The following is an 18,638-nucleotide window of genomic DNA, read 5'->3' as shown; positions in this document are numbered from 1 at the left end:
TTTAAGTCATTTTATTGCCAATTCACCTGCAAATACATTTCTTTAGCAACCCTTTGCGAAAGCAACAGTTTTTTGTTGCCTTAATAGAAGGTAATAAATAACCTTCTATTACATTGATTATACCTTACACCTTGAAGTGCAGTCAAATGAAAGATATCTTTTTTTGTCCTGAAGAATCTAATTTCTATTCAAATTGCTTAGAAAGCTTTGTTATCAGAAATTGTAAAAATTCCGAATCTATAGTGGAGTTTGGTTCAGGAGATGGTAGCCCTGTAATTAATTCTTTATTGAGAAACAACTTTGATGGAGTCATTCAGGGATTTGAATTAAATACTTCTGCATGGAAAGTCGCAAATTCAACTATCGATGAATACAATCTCACTAATAAATACATCATCCATAATTCATCTTTGTTTAATTCTTCTCAACCCGATGCCAAGTATCTTGTAGCCAATCCGCCCTATCTGCCCGCACCAGATAATGATATTTATATGCCACTTCTCTTTGGTGGCATAGATGGAGCCACTGTTACCAACGAGCTTTTATCGTTAGGTTATGAAAATGTCTTGGTTTTAATATCTAGCTTTTCTAATCCAATAAATACGTTGAACATAGCAAAAGAAAATGGGTATTATGTTCAAAACTTCATGGTCTTACCTTTGCAGTTTGGCTACTATAGTTCTGACCCCAAGGTAAAGAAGCACATCGAAAAACTCCAAAAAAACCAGATGGCATTTTATTCTGGAGATTATTATTTTTTAGCTGGAGTTTTATTTAAAAAATCCCAGGAGTCTGTAATTGATTTATCTAATCAATTAGCTCAGGTAATGACTAGTTTGTGAAAATCGAGAACAACTTAACAGTGATGTCATCCCTTCCCTAAAGTACAGATGTGTCTCGAAGCGTGGCTTAGAGGTTGTTTGAAAAGTGGTCGGCTGTGATATTTATTAGGCACTTATCGATCCCCCCTAGCCCCCCTTAAAAAGGGGGGAAACGGAATCAAAGTCCCCCAATTTATCGGGGGATTTAGGGGGATCTAAGAGTATTTGATACATCACTAAGAACTTTTCAAACATCCGCTTAGAGACATATCTTCAAGGATTTTCAATAAGTATCCTTATTGCATTAACTTTTTTGTTGTATAGCTACACTACTAGAGTCAGGTTTGCGCTTGAGTGCTGCAAATAAAATTACAACAGCACCAAACGACAAAATAGGAAAGCCTGAAGTTGGTTCAGCTACAGAGACAGATGAGATTGGCGTCAAGAGGAAGGCGTGTAATTCACCATTAATTGCACCACGACCGACAATTTGTCCATTACTATTAATGGCTGATGCTGCTGTCAAGGTAAAGCCAGCTTCCGAACCAGGAGCAATCAGGTCATTTAAGTCGTACAGAGTGTTATCACTGTAAAGAAAAGCCCGTAAACCATTGCCATCTGCTGCAAAAAAGTTATTGTTACTGCCAGAGTACCCGACTACTTGACCCAAATTATTGATCCCCAAACCAGTACTGAACAAATCTGTAGGACGTAACTTACCGAGGTTTTGAAGTCCTGTGCTGGAACTGTAGAGAAAAGCACGACTATCATTTACTCCAGTCAGTCCCGAACTACCAACTACTTGTCCTGAGTCATTAACATCGTTTGCTTGACTGTACTTGTCACCTGGGAGGGTACCGAGATTAGTGATTATACCGTTCTCGGATAAAAATGCTCGGCTGGAAGAACCGAAAATGCCAACTACCTGACTTCGATTATTTATGCCATAAGCAACATAATTTTGTTCTAAATTATTGTTAATAATATTCGTCGTACCATTGTTATATAGGAAAGCGGCCCCGTAGGGAAAGGCAAGTTTTGGGAATATACCGCCACCAGTCGTACCGCCAACCACCTCACCTGAGTCATTGATAGCATAAGGAATGCCGTTAATACCGATACTTTGCGTTGTTCCACCACTGTAAATAAAGGCGCGATTATCACTGCCGATGTTACCGACCGAATTACCAACTACTTGCCCCAAGTTATTGATACCAGTCACTCCAAGTTGATTATCACCAGGCAACGGACTAATTTTTTGGAAGGAACCATTGCTGTAAAACAAAGAACCACCCAAAGTATTAATGGCTACCTCACCTGAGTCATTAATATCTGAAGCGTAACTGTAGGCTTCTCCTGTAAGATTGCCTAAGTCAGTAAGTGAGTATAAAGATACCGCCAATGCCGACTTGGATGCAGTCAGACTGATTGCGGTAAAGGTTATTGCTGTTATACAGGATTTCCACTTAAGTAAAACCATGTTACTTTGCCCTGATTTTTTATTACCCTACCAAATTACCACTGAACAGTAGGGTGGGAAGCTGCCGTAATCTGGGTAGTCGCTAAATACGCCATCAATACCTAAGTTGAAAAATAGTTCATCAGGACTTACGCAATCAAAGCTTGAAACCTCGATCCCCCCTAACCCCCCGATAAATTGGGGGGAACTTGAAAGCCCCCAATTTATCGGGGGTTGGGGGATCTCTTCTGCGTAAGTCCTGTTCATATTCCCCTTGGGGATTTCCTTGAAAGTCCAGTGGCAAAAAACAGTCTTCATTGCGGAAAGTTCAGACATGAACCAGCAAACCAGCCGCATCAGCATCTATAACTAAAGATGTAGTGCTTTACTAGGGTTTGACGCTGTAGCCACTTACTTCAACTAATAGATATCCTTGACCAACCAGTTTGTCAACCGTATTGGGTTAACGATATTGTGTTAATGAGTATCAAAGGTGGATCAATCCAGTTTCAATACATTTATCAAGAGCCGGAAAACTCATAATTCAATAATTTAGTTACACCATGAATAATCTGCAATCTGCTAAACCTCCAAAACTTGATAGTTGTAATAACCAAGTTATCCTCGATTACTTTGAGAATGCTTGGCAACTGGAAGATATATTGTTGAAAAGTCTGGTCGGGGAAGAGACATTTTATCTCAATCCTGACCCTTTGAGAAATCCTCTAATTTTTTATCTGGGACATTCGGCTATTTTCTACATCAATAAATTAATTCAGGTGGGATTATTAGAAAAACGCCTCAATCCAGACTATGAAATTTTGTTTGAAATTGGAGTTGATCCAGAAAAACCAGAGGAGTTGAATGAAGCGATCGCTCATCTGGAATGGCCGCAAGTTGCACAGACTTGGGAATATCGAGAACAAGCATATTCCATAATTTCGGAACTAATTAAGACCACCCCAATTAGTCTACCAATTCATCCCAATCATCCCCTTTGGGCTTTAATGATGGGGATTGAACACCAGCGTATTCACATTGAAACTTCTTCGATGTTAATTCGCCAACTACCGATTGAGAGAGTGAAACGTCCTCAAAACTGGCAATATGCCCCTTTTAATGGTTACACTCCTGAGAACGAAATGATAGAAGTTGCTGGTGGAGTAGTAAAACTTGGTAAAGCCGATGATGATTCGACTTATGGATGGGATATTGATTATGGCGATCGCACTGTTGAAGTTGCACCCTTTTTTGCCAGTAAATATCTGATTACCAATGCCGATTTTATCTATTTTGTCAAGGCTGGTGGTTACGAAAATCAAGAATATTGGGATGAAGAATCTTGGAGTTGGAAAACTCGATACAACATTCAACAGCCCAAATTTTGGTTACATGAAAATGGTAGCTACAAATATCGAGCTATGTTTGATGAAATCGATTTACCCCTAGATTGGCCTGTAGAAGTCAATTACTATGAAGCAATGGCTTATTGTCGTTGGCAAGGAAAAGATACTCGCTTAATGAGTGAACCAGAATACCATTTAGCAACTTATGGTAATAGTTTATTAGATCATGTAGAAAATTATAATCTCAATTTAAAATTTGGCTCCCCTAGTCCTGTTGGGATGTTAGAAACAGCCAAAAGTTATTCGGGCTTGTATGATTTACGTGGGAATGTTTGGGAATGGTTGAGTAATAACTTAAACCCTCTTCCAGGATATCAACCTCATTTTCTTTATGAAGATAATTCTGCCATCTTTTTTGATGATAAACATCAAATGATGTTAGGAGGATGTTGGATAACTAATGGTACAGAAGCTTTAAAATATTACCGCAACTGGTTCCGTCCCAATTTTTATCAGCACGCTGGTTTTCGGATTTGTCAAAGGCATTGTAACAGGAGAAATTAAAGCTTTTCTCTCAGCCTTAATAATTCTATTCTGTCAGTTGCTTCCTGTCTGCCTTTGAGCAATGTTAAGAAAGATGTGACTAATGCATAGGCTTGCTCTTAGGGAGTTGTTTGAAAAGTCCTATTGTCGGTATCAAATAGTTTTAGATCCCCCTAAATCCCCCTTAAAAAGGGGGACTTTGATTCCGGTTCCCCCCCTTTTTAAGGGGGGTTAGGGGGGATCAAAGTGCCTAAAATCACAGCCAAATACTTTTCAAACATCCTCTTAACCTTTTCCCGACTTTTACACAAGTCTAAGCCATTGTGTGTTTAGACTAATGAAGGCACAACTTCAGTGCTTAAGCTTTTTTCAACCAGCTAAACATAGCGCGTAAATCTTTACCAACTTCCTCAATTTTGTGTTCAGCTTCTTTACGACGCATGGCGGTAAATCCTGGTTTACCAGCTTGATTTTCGAGAACAAATTCTCGTGCAAATTGCCCAGATTGAATTTCGCTGAGTATCTTCTGCATTTCAGCTTTAGTTTGTGCGGTGACAATCCGAGGCCCACGCGTGTAATCGCCATATTCAGCCGTATTAGAAATACTGTCGCGCATTTTGGCTAAACCACCTTCTACAACCAAGTCAACAATCAGCTTGACTTCATGCAGACATTCAAAATAAGCCAATTCTGGTTGATAACCAGCTTCTACCAAAGTTTCAAATCCGGCTTTGATTAAAGCACTCAAACCACCGCATAATACCGCTTGTTCGCCAAATAAATCGGTTTCGGTTTCTTCGCGGAAAGTAGTTTCGAGAACACCAGCGCGAGTCCCACCGATACCTTTAGCATAAGACATGGCGCGATCGCGTGCCTGACCACTGGCATCTTGATAAACTGCAAACAGCGCTGGTACACCTTCTCCACTTTCATAAGTCCGCCGTACCAAATGCCCCGGCCCTTTTGGTGCGACCATCACCACATCTACGTTATCCGGTGGTACAACTTGCCCAAAGTGAATATTGAAACCGTGGGCAAAAGCTAACACATTCCCTTCTTCTAGATTGGGTTCAATTTCGTTTTTGTAAATCGTTTTTTGAACTTCATCAGGTAACAAAATCATGATGAAGTCAGCAGCATTGGCAGCATCGGCAACATTTTTCACAGTTAACCCAGCTGCTTCAGCTTTGGCGACTGACTTACTACCCGGATATAGTCCCACAATCACATTCAAACCACTATCTTTGAGATTGAGAGCGTGGGCATGACCTTGAGAACCATAGCCGATAATAGCAATAGTTTTTCCAGCCAAAAGGTCTAAATTGGCATCTTCGTCATAATACATCCGGGCCATAGAAGCATCTCCTGTCAGCAAGCATCGTCATTAATTGGCAGACTTCCGATTGTACCCCAAATTGAGTAACCACAGATGAACTGTCAATCATTCAATTTATCTTTTTGAACTCAGGGGATGAGGAGAGGAGGGGACTAATGACAAATGACTAACCATGTTACATAAATTGCAACAATACAGGCTTTGAGTTTTTCTTCAGCAATACTGGGATTAACTTCATCCATCTGGGGGTAGATTATGTATACTTCGACTAAATTGCCGCGCACATCTGCTTTATTTATCAGTGCGTTATTAGGAGGGGTGATTTTCACCAGTTGCGCCTCTTCCCATCAGTCAGGAAATAAAGCTTCACCTCCGATTGCAGCCGATAGTGCGGCAAATCCAGCATCTGCACCTGCTAAGGAAAGCAGTCTTTCCCAAAAGGCGGAAGCTGCACCAATAGCCCGTTCTCGTCCTCAACTCATTAAAAAGGCAGCAATCTCTTTGACTGTCAACTCTGTAGATAAGACTATTGATGCCGTTTCGCAAATTATCAATCAGCAGCAAGGGGATTTGATCGGGTTGAAACAACAACAACCCAAAAACGACAACCCGCGTTATACAGCAACAATACAATTGCGAATACCAGAGAACCTGCTGGAATCTACCTTAGAACAATTAGCTAAATTGGGCACTGTCGAGAGTCGTAATATCACGGCGGAAGATGTGGGCGATCGCTTGGTGGATTTCCAAGCTAGATTAACTAATTTGCGGAAAACTGAAGCTAGTTTGCAAAAAATTATGGATCGGGCAGGTTCTATTACAGATGTACTTAGTGTTACTCAAGAACTGAGTAATGTCCGCCAGACGATAGAACAAATTGATGCCCAACTGAAAAGCCTACAAAATCAAGTTGCTTATTCCACTATTACGCTGAATCTAGAAGCAGCAGTTTCTAGCACCAGTCCCCAGCCTGCCTTCGGTTTGCAAGTTCAGGAAACTTGGAACAACTCTACCCACTCTTTGAGTGCATTTTCCGTTGGCTTACTCAAGCTGGGTATTTGGTTAATTGTTTACAGTCCCTATTTGTTAATTTTTGCTGCTCTTGTCTATGGTTTTACCCGTTGGCGGCAGACTCATTCACCACGTTTGACACAAACACCAGAGTCAACTATTTCTAAGTAAATTTGCATAAATGCTACATCTATCTTGAATAAATCTACACAAGCAAAGAGGGATTAAAATATTGCCAACTCTTATTCTCTGCACCTTTGTCTTAAAAAGTTTTGTTTATCCTGTACTTTTGCTTACTTTAATACTTTTTCAAATGTAAAGAGCAATACAAAATATGTGATGACAATTTTGATACAAATTTGTTAAGAATAGTTACACTAGTCGGCATACACGATAATATTTCTTATGGTAAATTCACTTGACAATAATCCACCTCATCAAGTAGTAATCGTTGGTGGTGGCTTTGGTGGACTTTATGCGGCAAAAACACTCGCTAAAGCGGCGGTAAACGTTACTTTGATCGATAAACGCAACTTTCATCTATTTCAACCGCTGCTATATCAAGTCGCCACAGGTGCCCTATCTCCGGCTGATATATCCTCACCCTTGCGTTCTGTGCTTAGTAAGAGCAAGAATACGAAAGTGCTGCTAGGAGAGGTGAATAATATTGATCCAGAAGCGCAAAAAGTGATCGTGGGCGACGAAGCAATACGTTACGACACCTTAATTGTCGCCACAGGTGCGAAGCATTCCTACTTTGGCAAAGACAACTGGGAAGAATTCGCTCCAGGCTTGAAAACTGTAGAAGATGCCATAGAAATGCGTCGCCGGATTTTTACGGCCTTTGAAGCCGCAGAAAAAGAAACTGATCTAGAAAAACGCCGTGCTTGGTTAACTTTTGTAATTATTGGTGGTGGCCCAACTGGTGTAGAATTAGCGGGGGCGATCGCAGAATTGGCAAACCAGACTCTCAAAGAAGACTTCCGCAACATCGACACCTCAGAAGCCAAGATTTTGCTATTAGAAGGGCTGGATCGCATTCTGCCACCCTTTGCACCAGAGTTATCACAAGAAGCCGAAGCATCTCTAACGCGGTTGGGGGTGATTGTCCAGACAAAAACGCTGGTAACGAATATTGAAAATGATCTTGTTACCCTCAAACAAGGCGAAGAAGTTAAAGAAATTGCCTCAAAAACGGTATTATGGGCAGCAGGTGTGAAAGCTTCAGCAATGGGAAAAGTGTTAGCAGAACACACAGGTGCAGAGTGCGATCGCGCTGGACGGATTATCGTTGAACCTGACTTGAGTATTAAGGGACATCCCAATATTTTTGTAATTGGCGACTTAGCAAATTTTTCTCATCAAAATGGTAAACCGCTACCTGGGGTTGCACCTGTAGCGAAGCAGCAAGGTGAATACGTAGCAGCACTAGTCCAACAGCAGCTAGCAGGAAACAGTTTGCCACCCTTTGCTTATACCGATCATGGTAGTTTAGCGATGATTGGGCACAATTCTGCTGTAGTCGATTTGGGCTTTATCAAGCTGAAAGGTTTCTTTGCATGGGTGTTTTGGCTGTTGATTCATATCTACTTCCTAATTGAATTTAACAACAAATTAGTAGTAATGATTCAGTGGGCATGGAACTATTTCACCCGTAATCGCGGAGCAAGATTGATTACAGGACAAGAATCCTCACACACTCACGAATTAGCGATCGCAACAGTTATTACACATCAGGAAATAGTCAACAGCCGATAATATCTAATTGGGCAATTCAATTTTGGATTTTGGATTTTAAATTTTGGATTAAATTTCAATCTAAAATCCAAAATCTAAAATCTAAAATCTAAAATCTAAAATTCTTACTCCCCGCCCTCATAAATTAGCAGTAAGCTATTTGAGGGCGTTTTTCATAATTTACATAATGGCAAGTATTAACGACAACTACCTGAAACTGAAAGCGGGTTATCTGTTTCCAGAAATTGCTCGGCGGGTGAATGCCTTTGCAGAAGCGAATCCTGATGCTAAAGTCATCCGGTTGGGCATTGGTGATGTTACCGAACCTCTGCCGGAGGCTTGCCGCACAGCGATGATTAAAGCTGTGGAAGAAATGGGCGATCGCAACACCTTCAAAGGTTACGGGCCAGAGCAAGGCTACGCTTGGTTGCGGGAGAAAATTGCTACTCATGATTTTCAAGCACGAGGAGCCGATATAGATGCCTCAGAAATCTTTATCTCCGACGGTTCCAAATGCGACACGGGCAACATTTTGGAAATCTTTGGACATGACAATATAATTGCCGTTACTGACCCTGTTTACCCCGTGTATGTAGACACTAACGTTATGGTGGGAAATACTGGGGATGCCAACGATAAAGGCGAATTTGAGGGTTTAGTCTATCTACCAATTACGGCTGAGAACAACTTCACCGCCGAGATTCCTTCAAAGAAAGTCGATTTAATTTATCTCTGCTTCCCCAATAACCCGACTGGCGCAACTGCTACCAAAGAATATCTCAAAGCATGGGTGGACTATGCCAAAGCTAATAACTCGATTATTTTCTTTGATGCAGCCTACGAATCTTACATTACCGATCCATCGATTCCCCACTCCATTTATGAAATTGAAGGTGCAAGAGAAGTTGCGATCGAATTTCGTTCTTTCTCCAAGAATGCAGGTTTTACAGGAACCCGTTGTGCCTTAACTGTGGTACCGAAGACACTCACCGCAAAAGCCGCCGATGGTTCCGATGTCGAACTGTGGAAACTCTGGAATCGTCGCCAGTCTACCAAATTCAACGGCGTTTCTTATATTATCCAAAGGGGAGCCGAAGCGGTTTATTCTGAAGAAGGACAAGCGCAAATCAAAGGATTGGTGAGTTTCTATCTAGAAAACGCCAAAATTATCCGCGAGAAACTCACATCTGCCGGATTATCAGTTTATGGTGGTGTGAATGCACCTTATGTCTGGATAAAAACGCCTAATGGTTTATCCAGTTGGGAATTCTTTGATCAGCTGCTGCAAACTGTCAACGTTGTTGGAACACCTGGTTCTGGCTTTGGTGCTGCGGGTGAAGGTTACTTCCGCATTTCAGCGTTTAACAGTCGGGAGAATGTGGAAGAGGCGATGAAGCGGATTACCGAGAAGTTTAAGGTGTAAGGCATTTTTTACATTAAGTCTGACTATCTTAGTTAAACTCAATCTGGAAGTCTCAAAGATTAGGGTGGGCAGTGTCCACCCTATTTGAGAATCAAGATAGTTAGTATCAAGTTGGCAATAGGAGCTTTTTATGAAATTATTCCGAGTCCAAGTTCCAGATTTTCGCATTTTAAAGAACGTTGATATAACTTTTGAACCAGAATTTATCCCTAGCATTTTCCCCCTTGGAAGTCAAAATGGTGGTGGTAAAAGTACACCTTTGCAATTAATTTTTATTTTATTGCATTGTTCTACCGATTCTGAAAAAAAAGAGTTTGTTAAAAATATACTTTCTGGATTTACGATTAATAAAAATTCTAACAATAGAGTATTAGCCGTAATTGATATCTGAAATGAGGATAAAATTGTACAGCTTGAATTTTTATCTGATAACGACTCTTACGCGGTAGGAACTGCAAAACTCGTTGGTTGAACTTTTCTGGATTCTCGATGAACATAAAATGTCCGCCGCCTTCAGCCACTTCAAAAATTTCCAACTCGGAGTTAGGAATGCTTTGATTGATCCAGACCTGCGATTGCCACGGAATAATACTTTTTCTGCCACCAATAATCAGAGTTGGCTGACGAATCCTGACAATTTGATCGCGCCAGTCTGTATGAAGATGGTTGTACAGCAGCGTCGCAGCGATCGCTCGTGGACAACGAAGGTTGCACTCGACAATCCACTCAAACTGCTCCTTTGATATTGCTGGTGTGACCATTGAAGTCAGGATGTTTCGAGTCAGTTCCTCCGCGTTGCCGTTCTCCAAGGTGTGTACTGTTGCATTGAGTTGTTCAGCAGTAAAAACTGCTCCGGAGTCTGCTATTTCTTGTGCGCTCCAATGCGATCGCAACGTTCCCAATGGAGATTGATCGACCAACACTAACCGATCAATCTCATCTAATCCAAACAGATCGAGGTAGCTCCAGATCAGGGAACATCCCATTGAGTGACCTAGTAGATGCGGCTTTTCGAGTTGCAGAGCGACGATCAATTCGTGAATATCTTTAGACAAGCGAGCGATGCGATAACCAAACGATACTTTCTCAGACTCACCGTGTCCTCGCAGATCAACCGCGATCACCTGATAGTGTTCGGCAAAAACGGGAATTTGATATTTGAATTGTTCCGCTGATTGCGACCAACCGTGAAGCATCACGATCGGTTTGCCTTGACCCGCACTGATGTAGTTCAATGCAGCACCGTCAGACGTTCTAAATGTTTTTCTTTGGATATTGCCTTTTGCGATGTCTTGGATGGAGCAGGCTAATGCCAATTAATAACCGTCAACTTCGACGACGGCTCTAGCAAAGGCTTGTGGGGCTTCCTGCGGCAAATTGTGCCCGATGCCGCCTTTAATAGTGCGGTGCGAATATTTGCCCGAGAATTTCTTGGCATAGGAACTGGGATCTGGATGCGGCGCACCATTGGCATCACCTTCAAGGGTAATGGTGGGCACGGTGATGACCGGAGCTTCGGCAAGCCGCTTTTCCAGATCGTCATATTGTGGCTCGCCAACAGCCAGACCGAGCCGCCAGCGGTAGTTATGGATGACGATACTGACGTGATCGGGATTGTTGAAGGATGCGGCGCTGCGATCGAACGTGGCATCATCAAAGTTCCATTTCGGCGATGCAATCTGCCAGATGAGCTTGGCAAAGTCGTGCCGATAGTTGTCGTAGCCTGCCCGACCGCGTTCCGTGGCAAAATAATATTGGTACCACCATTGGAGTTCAGCTTTTGGCAGTAACGGCATCTTGCCGGATTCCTGGCTGCCGATCAGATAACCGCTCACCGAGACGAGCGCCTTGCAGCGTTCCGGCCAGAGTGCCGCGATGATGTCAGCCGTCCGCGCCCCCCAATCAAACCCAGCGAGGATTGCCTTCTTGATCTTGAGCGCATCCATCAGAGCGATCATATCGAGCGCGATCGCCGACTGCTGTCCATTTCGGAGCGTTTCGCTTGAAAGAAAGCGCGTCGTACCATGGCCGCGCAGATGCGGCACGATCGCTCTATACCCTGCCGACGCGAGCAAAGGCGCGACATCGACGAAGCTGTGAATGTCGTAGGGCCAGCCGTGCAGAAGAATGACCGCAGGACCATCGGCGGAACCGGCTTCAGCATACCCAACATTCAGGACACCAGCATCGATCTGCTTCAGTGCGTTGAATGACGTGTGCGTCCCCGGCTTAATCGGGGGCAGATTTGCCGATTTTATCTTGCTGGATTGGGCGATCGCAGAACCGAACATGCCAAGCTGGGCGGCAGCAATGGTCATAGCCGCAGTGCCCAAAAAGCGGCGGCGATGATGGTTGATTGCATCGGACATTTATCTTTCCTCAATTCGATTTAAGTTCCATGTATCTGCGATGTGTACCTGCTTCTCTATCTCTCTCCGATCAGCGCAGTGATCTGAACGCTGCACGGATCTCGGCAGCAAAGAGTGTCGGCTGTTCCCACGCTGCGAAGTGACCGCCCTTATCAACCTCGTGGAAATAAATGAGCTTGTGGTAACTACGCTCAGACCAGCTTCGTGGCGCTCGGTATATCTCGCCAGGAAAGACCGTCACGGCAGCAGGAATGGAGATGTCCACGGCGTTGAAGTTGTTGGCGTTATTTTCCCAGTAGAGCTGCGCGGAAGAAATCGCGCTGTTCGTGAGCCAGTAGAGCCTGATGTCGTCGAGCATCTCATCCTTAGTGCGGAGATCGACGAGTGCCGCCTCTGGCACGTTGATGCGGAAGGGGCGGATTGCCTTGTCTCCGGTCGCGTCTTTGAACTGGGCACCGGTCTGGGCGGGTTGCTGCGCCACAGCAGTAGACGGTGCCCGATACACAGTTGCCGTAGCCTTTTGAGCGAATGGCTGTGCCACGATTGCTTCGGAATGGCGCATTGATAAACCGACTACCGCACTGAGGGCGAGTGCCAGAATGAGCAAAAATCCTTGAACTTTTTTCTTTGTTAAAAACATCGCTGTGATATTCTCTGTAATGGTTTGTCGAATTGCTTGCTAAATGAGCGATCGCGCCCTCGTAAATGTCACTGTTTTTATGTCACGTCAGCCGCGATCAAAACAATGGTCGAATTACTTTTTTGTATAGTGTCAAATTAAATGACAGGGGACAAATTCGTGTCATCAAAAAAGTCTGATTGCTGCACACTTTCAATGATTGAGATCGATGAAATTTACACGTCCTCTGTACACAAAACCTGGTGTGTAGAGAGAGGATAAGTTTGCGAGACATTCATCGTCAAACCTCAGCAAAAGACTCGGACTTGAGCAGGGTTATTGATGCTTTCAGAGCAGAATGCAGGAATGACTCAACCTGCTGTTGTCGGGTTTGGGCATTGGCATTCTCAGTGAATTGAGAAGCTTGCAACACAGCCCCAAACCAGTGTTTGGTATGCCAAAAAGCCCGACGATCAAGAGTAGGAAGATTCGTTATGTCCGGATACGGAGAAGGCGATACATATCCATTGTTCTGTCCTTACTAAATCAAGTTCAATGTGGGCGATCTCAAACGCGAGGCTAGCCCCGATTAGGTGTCACGAGGCGATAACGGTCTGCGGCATGTACCTGGTTGAAATTTGGGATCATGCTTTGACGAGCAGCGTCGAAGGTGTTCCACTGATCCGCATCGGGAAGCGATGGGATGGTGACTATCTCACGGCGATCAAAGCCAACAAGGGCGGCATCCACCAGTTCATCAACTTCCATAAGAGGCGGTAGCGCATTCATATCCCAACCTGAGCGCTCCCAGACTTCCGTCCGTGTTGATGCCGGTAGCACAGCTTGAACGTAAACACCTTTAGGTTCAAGTTCGAGGTGGAGTCCCTGGGTGAAGAAGAGGACGAAGGCTTTGGTTGCGCCGTATACGGTCAGACCGAATTCCGGTGCTAGCCCGACAACCGAACTGATGTTGATGATTGCGCCATCGCCCGCCTTGACGAACCGTGGAGCAACGGCGCTGGCAAGCCGCGTTAGCGCTGTGGTGTTGAGGCTGATAATTTTAGACACCTCGTCCGGGCTTTGCTCGATGAAACTGCTGGCAATGCTGGCACCGGCGTTGTTGACCAGGATACCGATGCGCGTGTCGGTGCGTAGCCGCTCCTCTACCTGAGCGAGTTCACCCGCATCGGCGAGATCCGCTTGCAGAATGTCAACCGCCACTCCGGTTTCCCGGCGCAGTCGTTCGGCTAGAGCTTCCATTCGGGCGCGGTCACGCGCCACCAGCACGAGATCGTAACCACGCTTTGCAAAGCGATCAGCATAGACGGCACCGATTCCACTGGATGCTCCAGTCACGAGTGCGGTCTTATTAGTTAGGTTGTTCATGATATTGCTCCTTTGTGAATAGAAACGTTTCGTAGTGAATTAATGTCCTTGAGCGACTGATGTCCCATCACCGACCGGCAGCCCGCGTCTTCACCTCTTGGAGCACCCAACTGTTGCCGTCCGGGTCACTGAACGAGGCAAACGAGCCATAATCGCGACGTTCCGGATCTGGGCCATTTATCCGTCCCTCGATTCCGGAGTGGTGGAATATCCCCCCCACGTCGTGGAACAACTCACTCACGTCGACGCCGCGATTGACGAGTTCGGTGCGGGCTGTCTCGATGTCGAAAACGACCAGATGCAAACCCTGAAGTGATCCCGGCACGGCTGACGTGACTCCAGTGCCGATGATGATCGAACACTCCGAGCCGGGAGGCGTCAGTTGCACCACCCGGAAGTCCTCACCAGTCACGAAGTCGGCATCTAGCCGCCACCCCAACGCCTCATAGAAGCTCTTGGCTCGATCGACGTCGGAGACGGGCACTACCAAAACCTCGATTTTCATGTTTTTACTGTCCATGTGAATGTTGCTCATCTTGTTCTCCGTTAGGTTGGTGAGCTTGATGCCCACATTGGTTACATTTCGTTCTTCAGCGATCGCTTAATTCAACGCCCCGATGCGCGGCTTGTCGCCGGGGGTGAGGGATCGATCGTTTAGCTCTACGCCGGAATAGCGTGCCTGGATGTCTGTGATCACCTTGCGTGCTTCCTGGTTTGCGCTCAACAATCGTCGGACGAGTTCGTCAAGACGTAGCTTTTCGGGACTAGCCACCTCCACCGTGCCATTCACTGGTACCCCAACTGCGATGTCAGTCAGTGCGGCGGCAACGTCATCCGACGCGACGGGCTGCACAAGGGCAGGTGACGAGCGAACCGTTTGCCCATCGCTGCTCAGGTTGGCGATGCTGCTCAGGCTGGCGATGCTGCTCAGTAACTCGAAGAACTGCGTTGCGCGGAGGATCGTATAGGGAATCTTGGCGGACTTGATCAGATTCTCTTGCGCCATCTTCGCGCGGAAGTAACCACCCTGAAGCAGGCGATCGGTGCCGATGACCAACAGCGCAACGTGATGCCTCACACCAGCGATCGCTTCTGCGGCAAGGAGATTATGACCGGCTGTCTCGAAGAACTCCAGCGCTGCCTTGTCCTCGAACGAAGGCGAGTTCGCCACATCGACAACAATCTGAGCGCCCGCCAGCGCTTCAGCCAGTCCCTCACCCGTGATGATGTTGACACCCGATGAGGGTGATGCCGCCACGACCTCATGACCAAGCTGACGAAGGTTGTTCACGAGCTTTTTTCCAATGAGTCCGCTGCCACCAATAACTACAATCTTCATACCGAACCTCTCATGTTGTTTGTTGGACAAAAGATAACTTTGCTTATCAATTACTCTGAAGGGCTATAGTTTGATTTATTGAGTGAATTGATTTATTACGATATAAATCGTTACGCGGTGTCTTAGGCGTAATTCCCTACAATACCATTGCCAATTTACGAGGGTTCAACGCCTGTAGAGACGGGATGAATACGACCTAAAGCAGTAAGCTTGGCAAAAATCTGGGTTAATAAAATAGGCTCAGGCATTTCCGGAAGCATTTTTAACATTTCACGAACATATCGAAAACCACGATAATGAGTCTTCAAATCAATAATGCCAGAGTCGGGATTAAGGAGACGAAAATCCAAGAGAAGATGATGGGACAAGTTGACCATGAAAAATGCTAAATTAACAGCATTAGTCACGGCAGTTTGGCTTAAGTTCATGAAATATTCCAGTCCCCAAAACTGCTTGGCATCACGGAAATTAAACTCGATTTGGAAGCGCAGTTTGTAATAATCTATTATTTTTTCGTAGAACAAATCTAGGTCACTAGAGAATAGGATTACATGACTACAAGCATTACTTTTAAGATTAGTTTTGACTAAAATAACTACATTCAGTGCTTGAGCGAATTCCTTGTGGAGTAAAGTAGCTTGGTAAATGTCAGTTTGGATCTCATCCTCAATGCTACTTTTACATAGATACTTCTGAGGAAGGTTATGACAATCAACTTTGTCTCCGTATTTACGACGAGAGCGCCTATTATATCCAGGGTTTTGATAAGGTATATATAGACCCCAAGGAGGAGATCGCCGCTCTAAGCTTAATAGTATTGAGCAAGAATTATTAAAGGTAATGGTGACAAAGCAAAGCGATATATATATGCGAGAAATTCAAGAAGCAATAAAAGAGCGCACAGAAATCACGCCCCAGATTCTTGGGGTAGATGACTTTGCTTTGCGAAAACGCCAAACCTATGAGACCGTGCTGATTGACTTGGAGCGTAAGAAGCCCATCGCTCTGTTGTCAGACCGTGAAGCGGAAACTTTAGCCGCTTGGTTAAAGGAACATCCAGGAGTTGAAGTGGTTTCTCGCGATCGCTCCAAAGCTTATGCTGAGTCGTAACCAACTTCTTAGGAAATCATTGTTGCTGTTTCAACGGTAAGGCTCGTGCCATAATTGCTTCTGAGAGTGATGGATGGTTCTTGGTCTTGACTGACACGTACCCACAAACGTAAGCGCTCGTGAATTTCCTGCCATGTTCCATCTTTTCGCCATTTCGTTCGTAATGATACACAGTTTTCCACTTAGGAAAATCGTTTGGGAGCATTCGCCACGCACAACCTGCACACAAGATGTACTTTCCTTGCGTTAACGATCGGTTGCATATCCACACTCCGTTTTCGAACACCAGTTTTCGGCTTAGGAATGAGTCCTGACAGCAGTTCCCATTGTTCTAAAGTCAGACATCTCCGAAAACTATCAAAGCTTTGCTGTGACTAGCTTATAAGATGCAAGTGCAAGCATCGCTAATTAGCTAGTCAATACGAGTAAATATGGCTTTGAGATATTTATTGATAATAACAAGGCAAAAATATGTAGTTATATGCGTTGATTTTAGCCTGACGGTAAGGGGGCTATTTTTGTTGGCAATATTAACGCTCTAATTCGTAATCTTACTAGTCCACAAATTGTCAAAATTACTTGTTCATACTTTTTGGGATTTAACCTAAATCTGTCTTGGACGACTCGAAATATTTTCACCGAACGGATTCGATGTTCAATAAATATTCGTTTAGATGAAAACTCCTTCTTTTCTATTTTCTGTTCAATTGTCAACTCCCCATTTCTTGGTTTCTTAATTGGGGTGTCAATGGAACATTACTATTTTGGAGATGTCTATTATTAAATTGATTTTTAGACATTTAGTCAAGCCATCAGTTCACACTGTGACCCTGTGGTTGTCTGATAGACAAGCAGCGCAAGGGCGGATTGACTGGAAATATGCTTTGTCCCTAGAGGTAACAGATCCAGGTTTTGACTTTAGTATTCTAAGCGAATTCCGCGATCGCTTAATAAGAGGTGGTGTCGAGCAGCAAATACTAGACTTGATGCTGTCGAAATTTCAGGAACTCAAACTGCTCTCAGCAAGAGGAAAACAGCGCACTGACTCAACTCATATACTAGCTGTAGTCAGGGAGCTAACCAGACTGGAACATTTGGGGGAAACCTTACGGTATGCTTTGAATGCTGTAGCAGAAGTTGCACCCACTTGGCTGAAGTCACTGGCTCACTCTGAGTGGTATGACCGCTATAGCAGACGCTTTGAAGACACACGACTGCCTAAAAAGGCTTCAGAACGGGAAGCTAAAGCAGGTCTGGGATTTGATTTATCCCACTTTAAAATAGATTGGAAGCAAAAGCAGTCTATTGTCCTCAAGGTAAGCAAGCTACTGGGTATAAAACTGCTCAGAAGGTTCTCAATCGTTTCATTGCTGAACTAATCGGTTCAGTTTAGCTGCTTAGGGAATTCGCCAACGATATCCGATTGGCGGATGAATAAACGGGTTTAAACCCCCACAAATCGTAGATTTCGTGGTCTTCTCTACGAGACGCAAGCGCGAACAATCAGTGGCGGATCAGAATCACTCTTCGTAAGGGATTCTGACTTCTGAATTTTTATTCAATATTCACTAACTATTTTAAATATCTTTATTATTTGTTTAACTGTCTTAACTGTCTGCTTAACTGTCTTAATTGTCTTAACTGTCTTAACTGTCTGCTTAACTGTGTACTTAACTGTCTTAACTGGTATTGCATTTTATTGGCAAATCTGAGATGATTTATGGATTGAAGTGAAATTTTACCTTTAAATAAGCTTATCTCTGGTTATTTAAAGGTAAAATTTTACTTCAATTCTAAAGCTCATTAGGCAAGTAAGTTTCTCTACTAGTAAATATCAGAGATTGCCGTCAATATTCACTTTATTCTTTAATTAAGACTGTAAGAATTTGAGGTAAGTTCAATAGATGAAACCGGAAAAACTGGCTCGGCTAGGTGGTATTATTGGCATAATATTAATCACATCATGAGGATAGTTATGCCACAGTTGCAGCTACTATCACAGCCTGGGTGAGACTCTTTGGAGCATAGAAATCGCTGCTTAGTCTGATAACAATTGTCGAGAAATACTGTAGCCCAATATAAAATTGAAGCGATTTTCAAGGGCATTTGTGCAGAGCGCTATTAAAAGTAACAGAATTA

General features: G+C 44.0%; 16 protein-coding genes and 4 pseudogenes. 8 read left to right on the top strand and 12 right to left on the bottom strand.

Features of this window, described 5'->3' with window-relative positions:
• The first annotated feature begins 146 nt into the window (after positions 1-146).
• Positions 147-842, top strand: a complete 696-nt coding sequence (locus tag V7K62_RS26185) for an SAM-dependent methyltransferase (RefSeq protein ID WP_334869262.1) — start codon at positions 147-149, stop codon at positions 840-842.
• Between the two features lie 283 nt (positions 843-1,125).
• On the opposite strand, the gene V7K62_RS26180 is transcribed toward V7K62_RS26185, so the two are convergent.
• Positions 1,126-2,301, bottom strand: coding sequence for a DUF3466 family protein (locus tag V7K62_RS26180; protein ID WP_334869260.1), 1,176 nt, complete (start codon positions 2,299-2,301; stop codon positions 1,126-1,128).
• 244 nt (positions 2,302-2,545) lie between these two features.
• Positions 2,546-2,665, bottom strand: a pseudogene (locus V7K62_RS26175) (glycerophosphodiester phosphodiesterase); the annotation flags it as partial.
• Between the two features lie 178 nt (positions 2,666-2,843).
• Here V7K62_RS26175 and ovoA point away from each other — a divergent pair.
• Complete coding sequence (gene ovoA / locus V7K62_RS26170) at positions 2,844-4,190, top strand: 5-histidylcysteine sulfoxide synthase (RefSeq protein WP_334869258.1); 1,347 nt, start codon at positions 2,844-2,846, stop codon at positions 4,188-4,190.
• Between the two features lie 337 nt (positions 4,191-4,527).
• Here the strand turns inward: ovoA and ilvC are convergent, their stop codons facing one another.
• On the bottom strand, positions 4,528-5,523 hold the full coding sequence (ilvC, locus tag V7K62_RS26165; protein WP_334869256.1) for a ketol-acid reductoisomerase: 996 nt from the start codon (positions 5,521-5,523) through the stop codon (positions 4,528-4,530).
• Between the two features lie 237 nt (positions 5,524-5,760).
• Between ilvC and V7K62_RS26160 the strand changes: the two genes are divergently transcribed.
• The 4 genes from V7K62_RS26160 to V7K62_RS26145 all read left to right on the top strand — a co-directional run bounded on the left by V7K62_RS26160 (position 5,761) and on the right by V7K62_RS26145 (position 10,067).
• Entirely contained in the window at positions 5,761-6,687 is a 927-nt protein-coding gene (locus tag V7K62_RS26160; protein WP_334869254.1) for a DUF4349 domain-containing protein, read from the top strand.
• A gap of 234 nt (positions 6,688-6,921) precedes the next feature.
• Entirely contained in the window at positions 6,922-8,274 is a 1,353-nt protein-coding gene (locus V7K62_RS26155) for an NAD(P)/FAD-dependent oxidoreductase (RefSeq protein ID WP_334869252.1), read from the top strand.
• A 166-nt stretch (positions 8,275-8,440) separates the two neighbouring features.
• Positions 8,441-9,676 carry an LL-diaminopimelate aminotransferase gene (locus V7K62_RS26150; protein ID WP_334869250.1) on the top strand — a complete coding sequence of 412 codons (1,236 nt, stop codon included), beginning with the start codon at positions 8,441-8,443 and terminating at the stop codon, positions 9,674-9,676.
• 130 nt (positions 9,677-9,806) lie between these two features.
• Positions 9,807-10,067, top strand: a complete 261-nt coding sequence (locus V7K62_RS26145) for a hypothetical protein (protein ID WP_334869248.1) — start codon at positions 9,807-9,809, stop codon at positions 10,065-10,067.
• On the opposite strand, the gene V7K62_RS26140 is transcribed toward V7K62_RS26145, so the two are convergent.
• From V7K62_RS26140 to V7K62_RS26110, 7 genes and pseudogenes are all read right to left on the bottom strand, one after another.
• A complete protein-coding gene (locus V7K62_RS26140) occupies positions 10,033-10,992 on the bottom strand; it encodes an alpha/beta fold hydrolase (RefSeq protein WP_334869246.1) in 960 nt (319 codons plus the stop codon). The genes V7K62_RS26145 and V7K62_RS26140 overlap by 35 nt on opposite strands.
• Complete coding sequence (locus tag V7K62_RS26135; RefSeq protein WP_334869243.1) at positions 10,993-12,045, bottom strand: alpha/beta fold hydrolase; 1,053 nt, start codon at positions 12,043-12,045, stop codon at positions 10,993-10,995. It lies immediately after the preceding gene.
• A gap of 70 nt (positions 12,046-12,115) precedes the next feature.
• A complete protein-coding gene (locus tag V7K62_RS26130) occupies positions 12,116-12,685 on the bottom strand; it encodes a hypothetical protein (RefSeq protein WP_334869241.1) in 570 nt (189 codons plus the stop codon).
• 558 nt (positions 12,686-13,243) lie between these two features.
• The gene (locus V7K62_RS26125; protein ID WP_334869239.1) at positions 13,244-14,050 is read right to left on the bottom strand and encodes an SDR family NAD(P)-dependent oxidoreductase; all 807 of its coding nucleotides are present in this window, start codon (positions 14,048-14,050) and stop codon (positions 13,244-13,246) included.
• A 67-nt stretch (positions 14,051-14,117) separates the two neighbouring features.
• Positions 14,118-14,585: a VOC family protein gene (locus V7K62_RS26120; protein ID WP_334869237.1), complete on the bottom strand. Its 468-nt coding sequence runs from the start codon at positions 14,583-14,585 to the stop codon at positions 14,118-14,120.
• 66 nt (positions 14,586-14,651) lie between these two features.
• Positions 14,652-15,389 (bottom strand): SDR family oxidoreductase, encoded by a 738-nt coding sequence (locus tag V7K62_RS26115; protein ID WP_334869235.1) that lies wholly within the window; start codon positions 15,387-15,389, stop codon positions 14,652-14,654.
• 155 nt (positions 15,390-15,544) lie between these two features.
• Positions 15,545-16,168 (bottom strand): annotated as a pseudogene (locus tag V7K62_RS26110) (IS4 family transposase); the annotation flags it as partial.
• Between the two features lie 130 nt (positions 16,169-16,298).
• Here V7K62_RS26110 and V7K62_RS26105 point away from each other — a divergent pair.
• A pseudogene (locus V7K62_RS26105) lies at positions 16,299-16,487 on the top strand (transposase); the annotation flags it as partial.
• A gap of 20 nt (positions 16,488-16,507) precedes the next feature.
• Here V7K62_RS26105 and V7K62_RS26100 read toward each other — a convergent pair.
• Both V7K62_RS26100 and V7K62_RS26095 read right to left on the bottom strand, forming a co-directional pair.
• Positions 16,508-16,681, bottom strand: a complete 174-nt coding sequence (locus tag V7K62_RS26100; RefSeq protein WP_334869233.1) for a hypothetical protein — start codon at positions 16,679-16,681, stop codon at positions 16,508-16,510.
• Positions 16,682-16,991: 310 nt separating this feature from the next.
• Positions 16,992-17,237 carry a transposase family protein gene (locus V7K62_RS26095; RefSeq protein WP_334869364.1) on the bottom strand — a complete coding sequence of 82 codons (246 nt, stop codon included), beginning with the start codon at positions 17,235-17,237 and terminating at the stop codon, positions 16,992-16,994.
• Positions 17,238-17,335: 98 nt separating this feature from the next.
• Here V7K62_RS26095 and V7K62_RS26090 point away from each other — a divergent pair.
• Positions 17,336-17,740, top strand: a pseudogene (locus V7K62_RS26090) (transposase); the annotation flags it as partial.
• Positions 17,741-18,638: the final 898 nt, after the last annotated feature.

Origin of the sequence: Nostoc sp., assembly GCF_036917935.1 — a bacterium.
Lineage (GTDB): Bacteria > Cyanobacteriota > Cyanobacteriia > Cyanobacteriales > Nostocaceae > Nostoc.
This window is presented reverse-complemented; position numbering and strand designations above follow the sequence as displayed.

Coding starts and splice junctions, on each gene's coding strand:
- V7K62_RS26185 (WP_334869262.1), top strand. CDS start 147: ATGAAAGATATCTTTTTTTGTCCTGAAGAATCTAATTTCTATTCAAAT.
- V7K62_RS26180 (WP_334869260.1), bottom strand. CDS start 2,301: ATGGTTTTACTTAAGTGGAAATCCTGTATAACAGCAATAACCTTTACC.
- ovoA (WP_334869258.1), top strand. CDS start 2,844: ATGAATAATCTGCAATCTGCTAAACCTCCAAAACTTGATAGTTGTAAT.
- ilvC (WP_334869256.1), bottom strand. CDS start 5,523: ATGGCCCGGATGTATTATGACGAAGATGCCAATTTAGACCTTTTGGCT.
- V7K62_RS26160 (WP_334869254.1), top strand. CDS start 5,761: ATGTATACTTCGACTAAATTGCCGCGCACATCTGCTTTATTTATCAGT.
- V7K62_RS26155 (WP_334869252.1), top strand. CDS start 6,922: ATGGTAAATTCACTTGACAATAATCCACCTCATCAAGTAGTAATCGTT.
- V7K62_RS26150 (WP_334869250.1), top strand. CDS start 8,441: ATGGCAAGTATTAACGACAACTACCTGAAACTGAAAGCGGGTTATCTG.
- V7K62_RS26145 (WP_334869248.1), top strand. CDS start 9,807: ATGAAATTATTCCGAGTCCAAGTTCCAGATTTTCGCATTTTAAAGAAC.
- V7K62_RS26135 (WP_334869243.1), bottom strand. CDS start 12,045: ATGTCCGATGCAATCAACCATCATCGCCGCCGCTTTTTGGGCACTGCG.
- V7K62_RS26130 (WP_334869241.1), bottom strand. CDS start 12,685: ATGTTTTTAACAAAGAAAAAAGTTCAAGGATTTTTGCTCATTCTGGCA.
- V7K62_RS26125 (WP_334869239.1), bottom strand. CDS start 14,050: ATGAACAACCTAACTAATAAGACCGCACTCGTGACTGGAGCATCCAGT.
- V7K62_RS26120 (WP_334869237.1), bottom strand. CDS start 14,585: ATGAGCAACATTCACATGGACAGTAAAAACATGAAAATCGAGGTTTTG.
- V7K62_RS26115 (WP_334869235.1), bottom strand. CDS start 15,389: ATGAAGATTGTAGTTATTGGTGGCAGCGGACTCATTGGAAAAAAGCTC.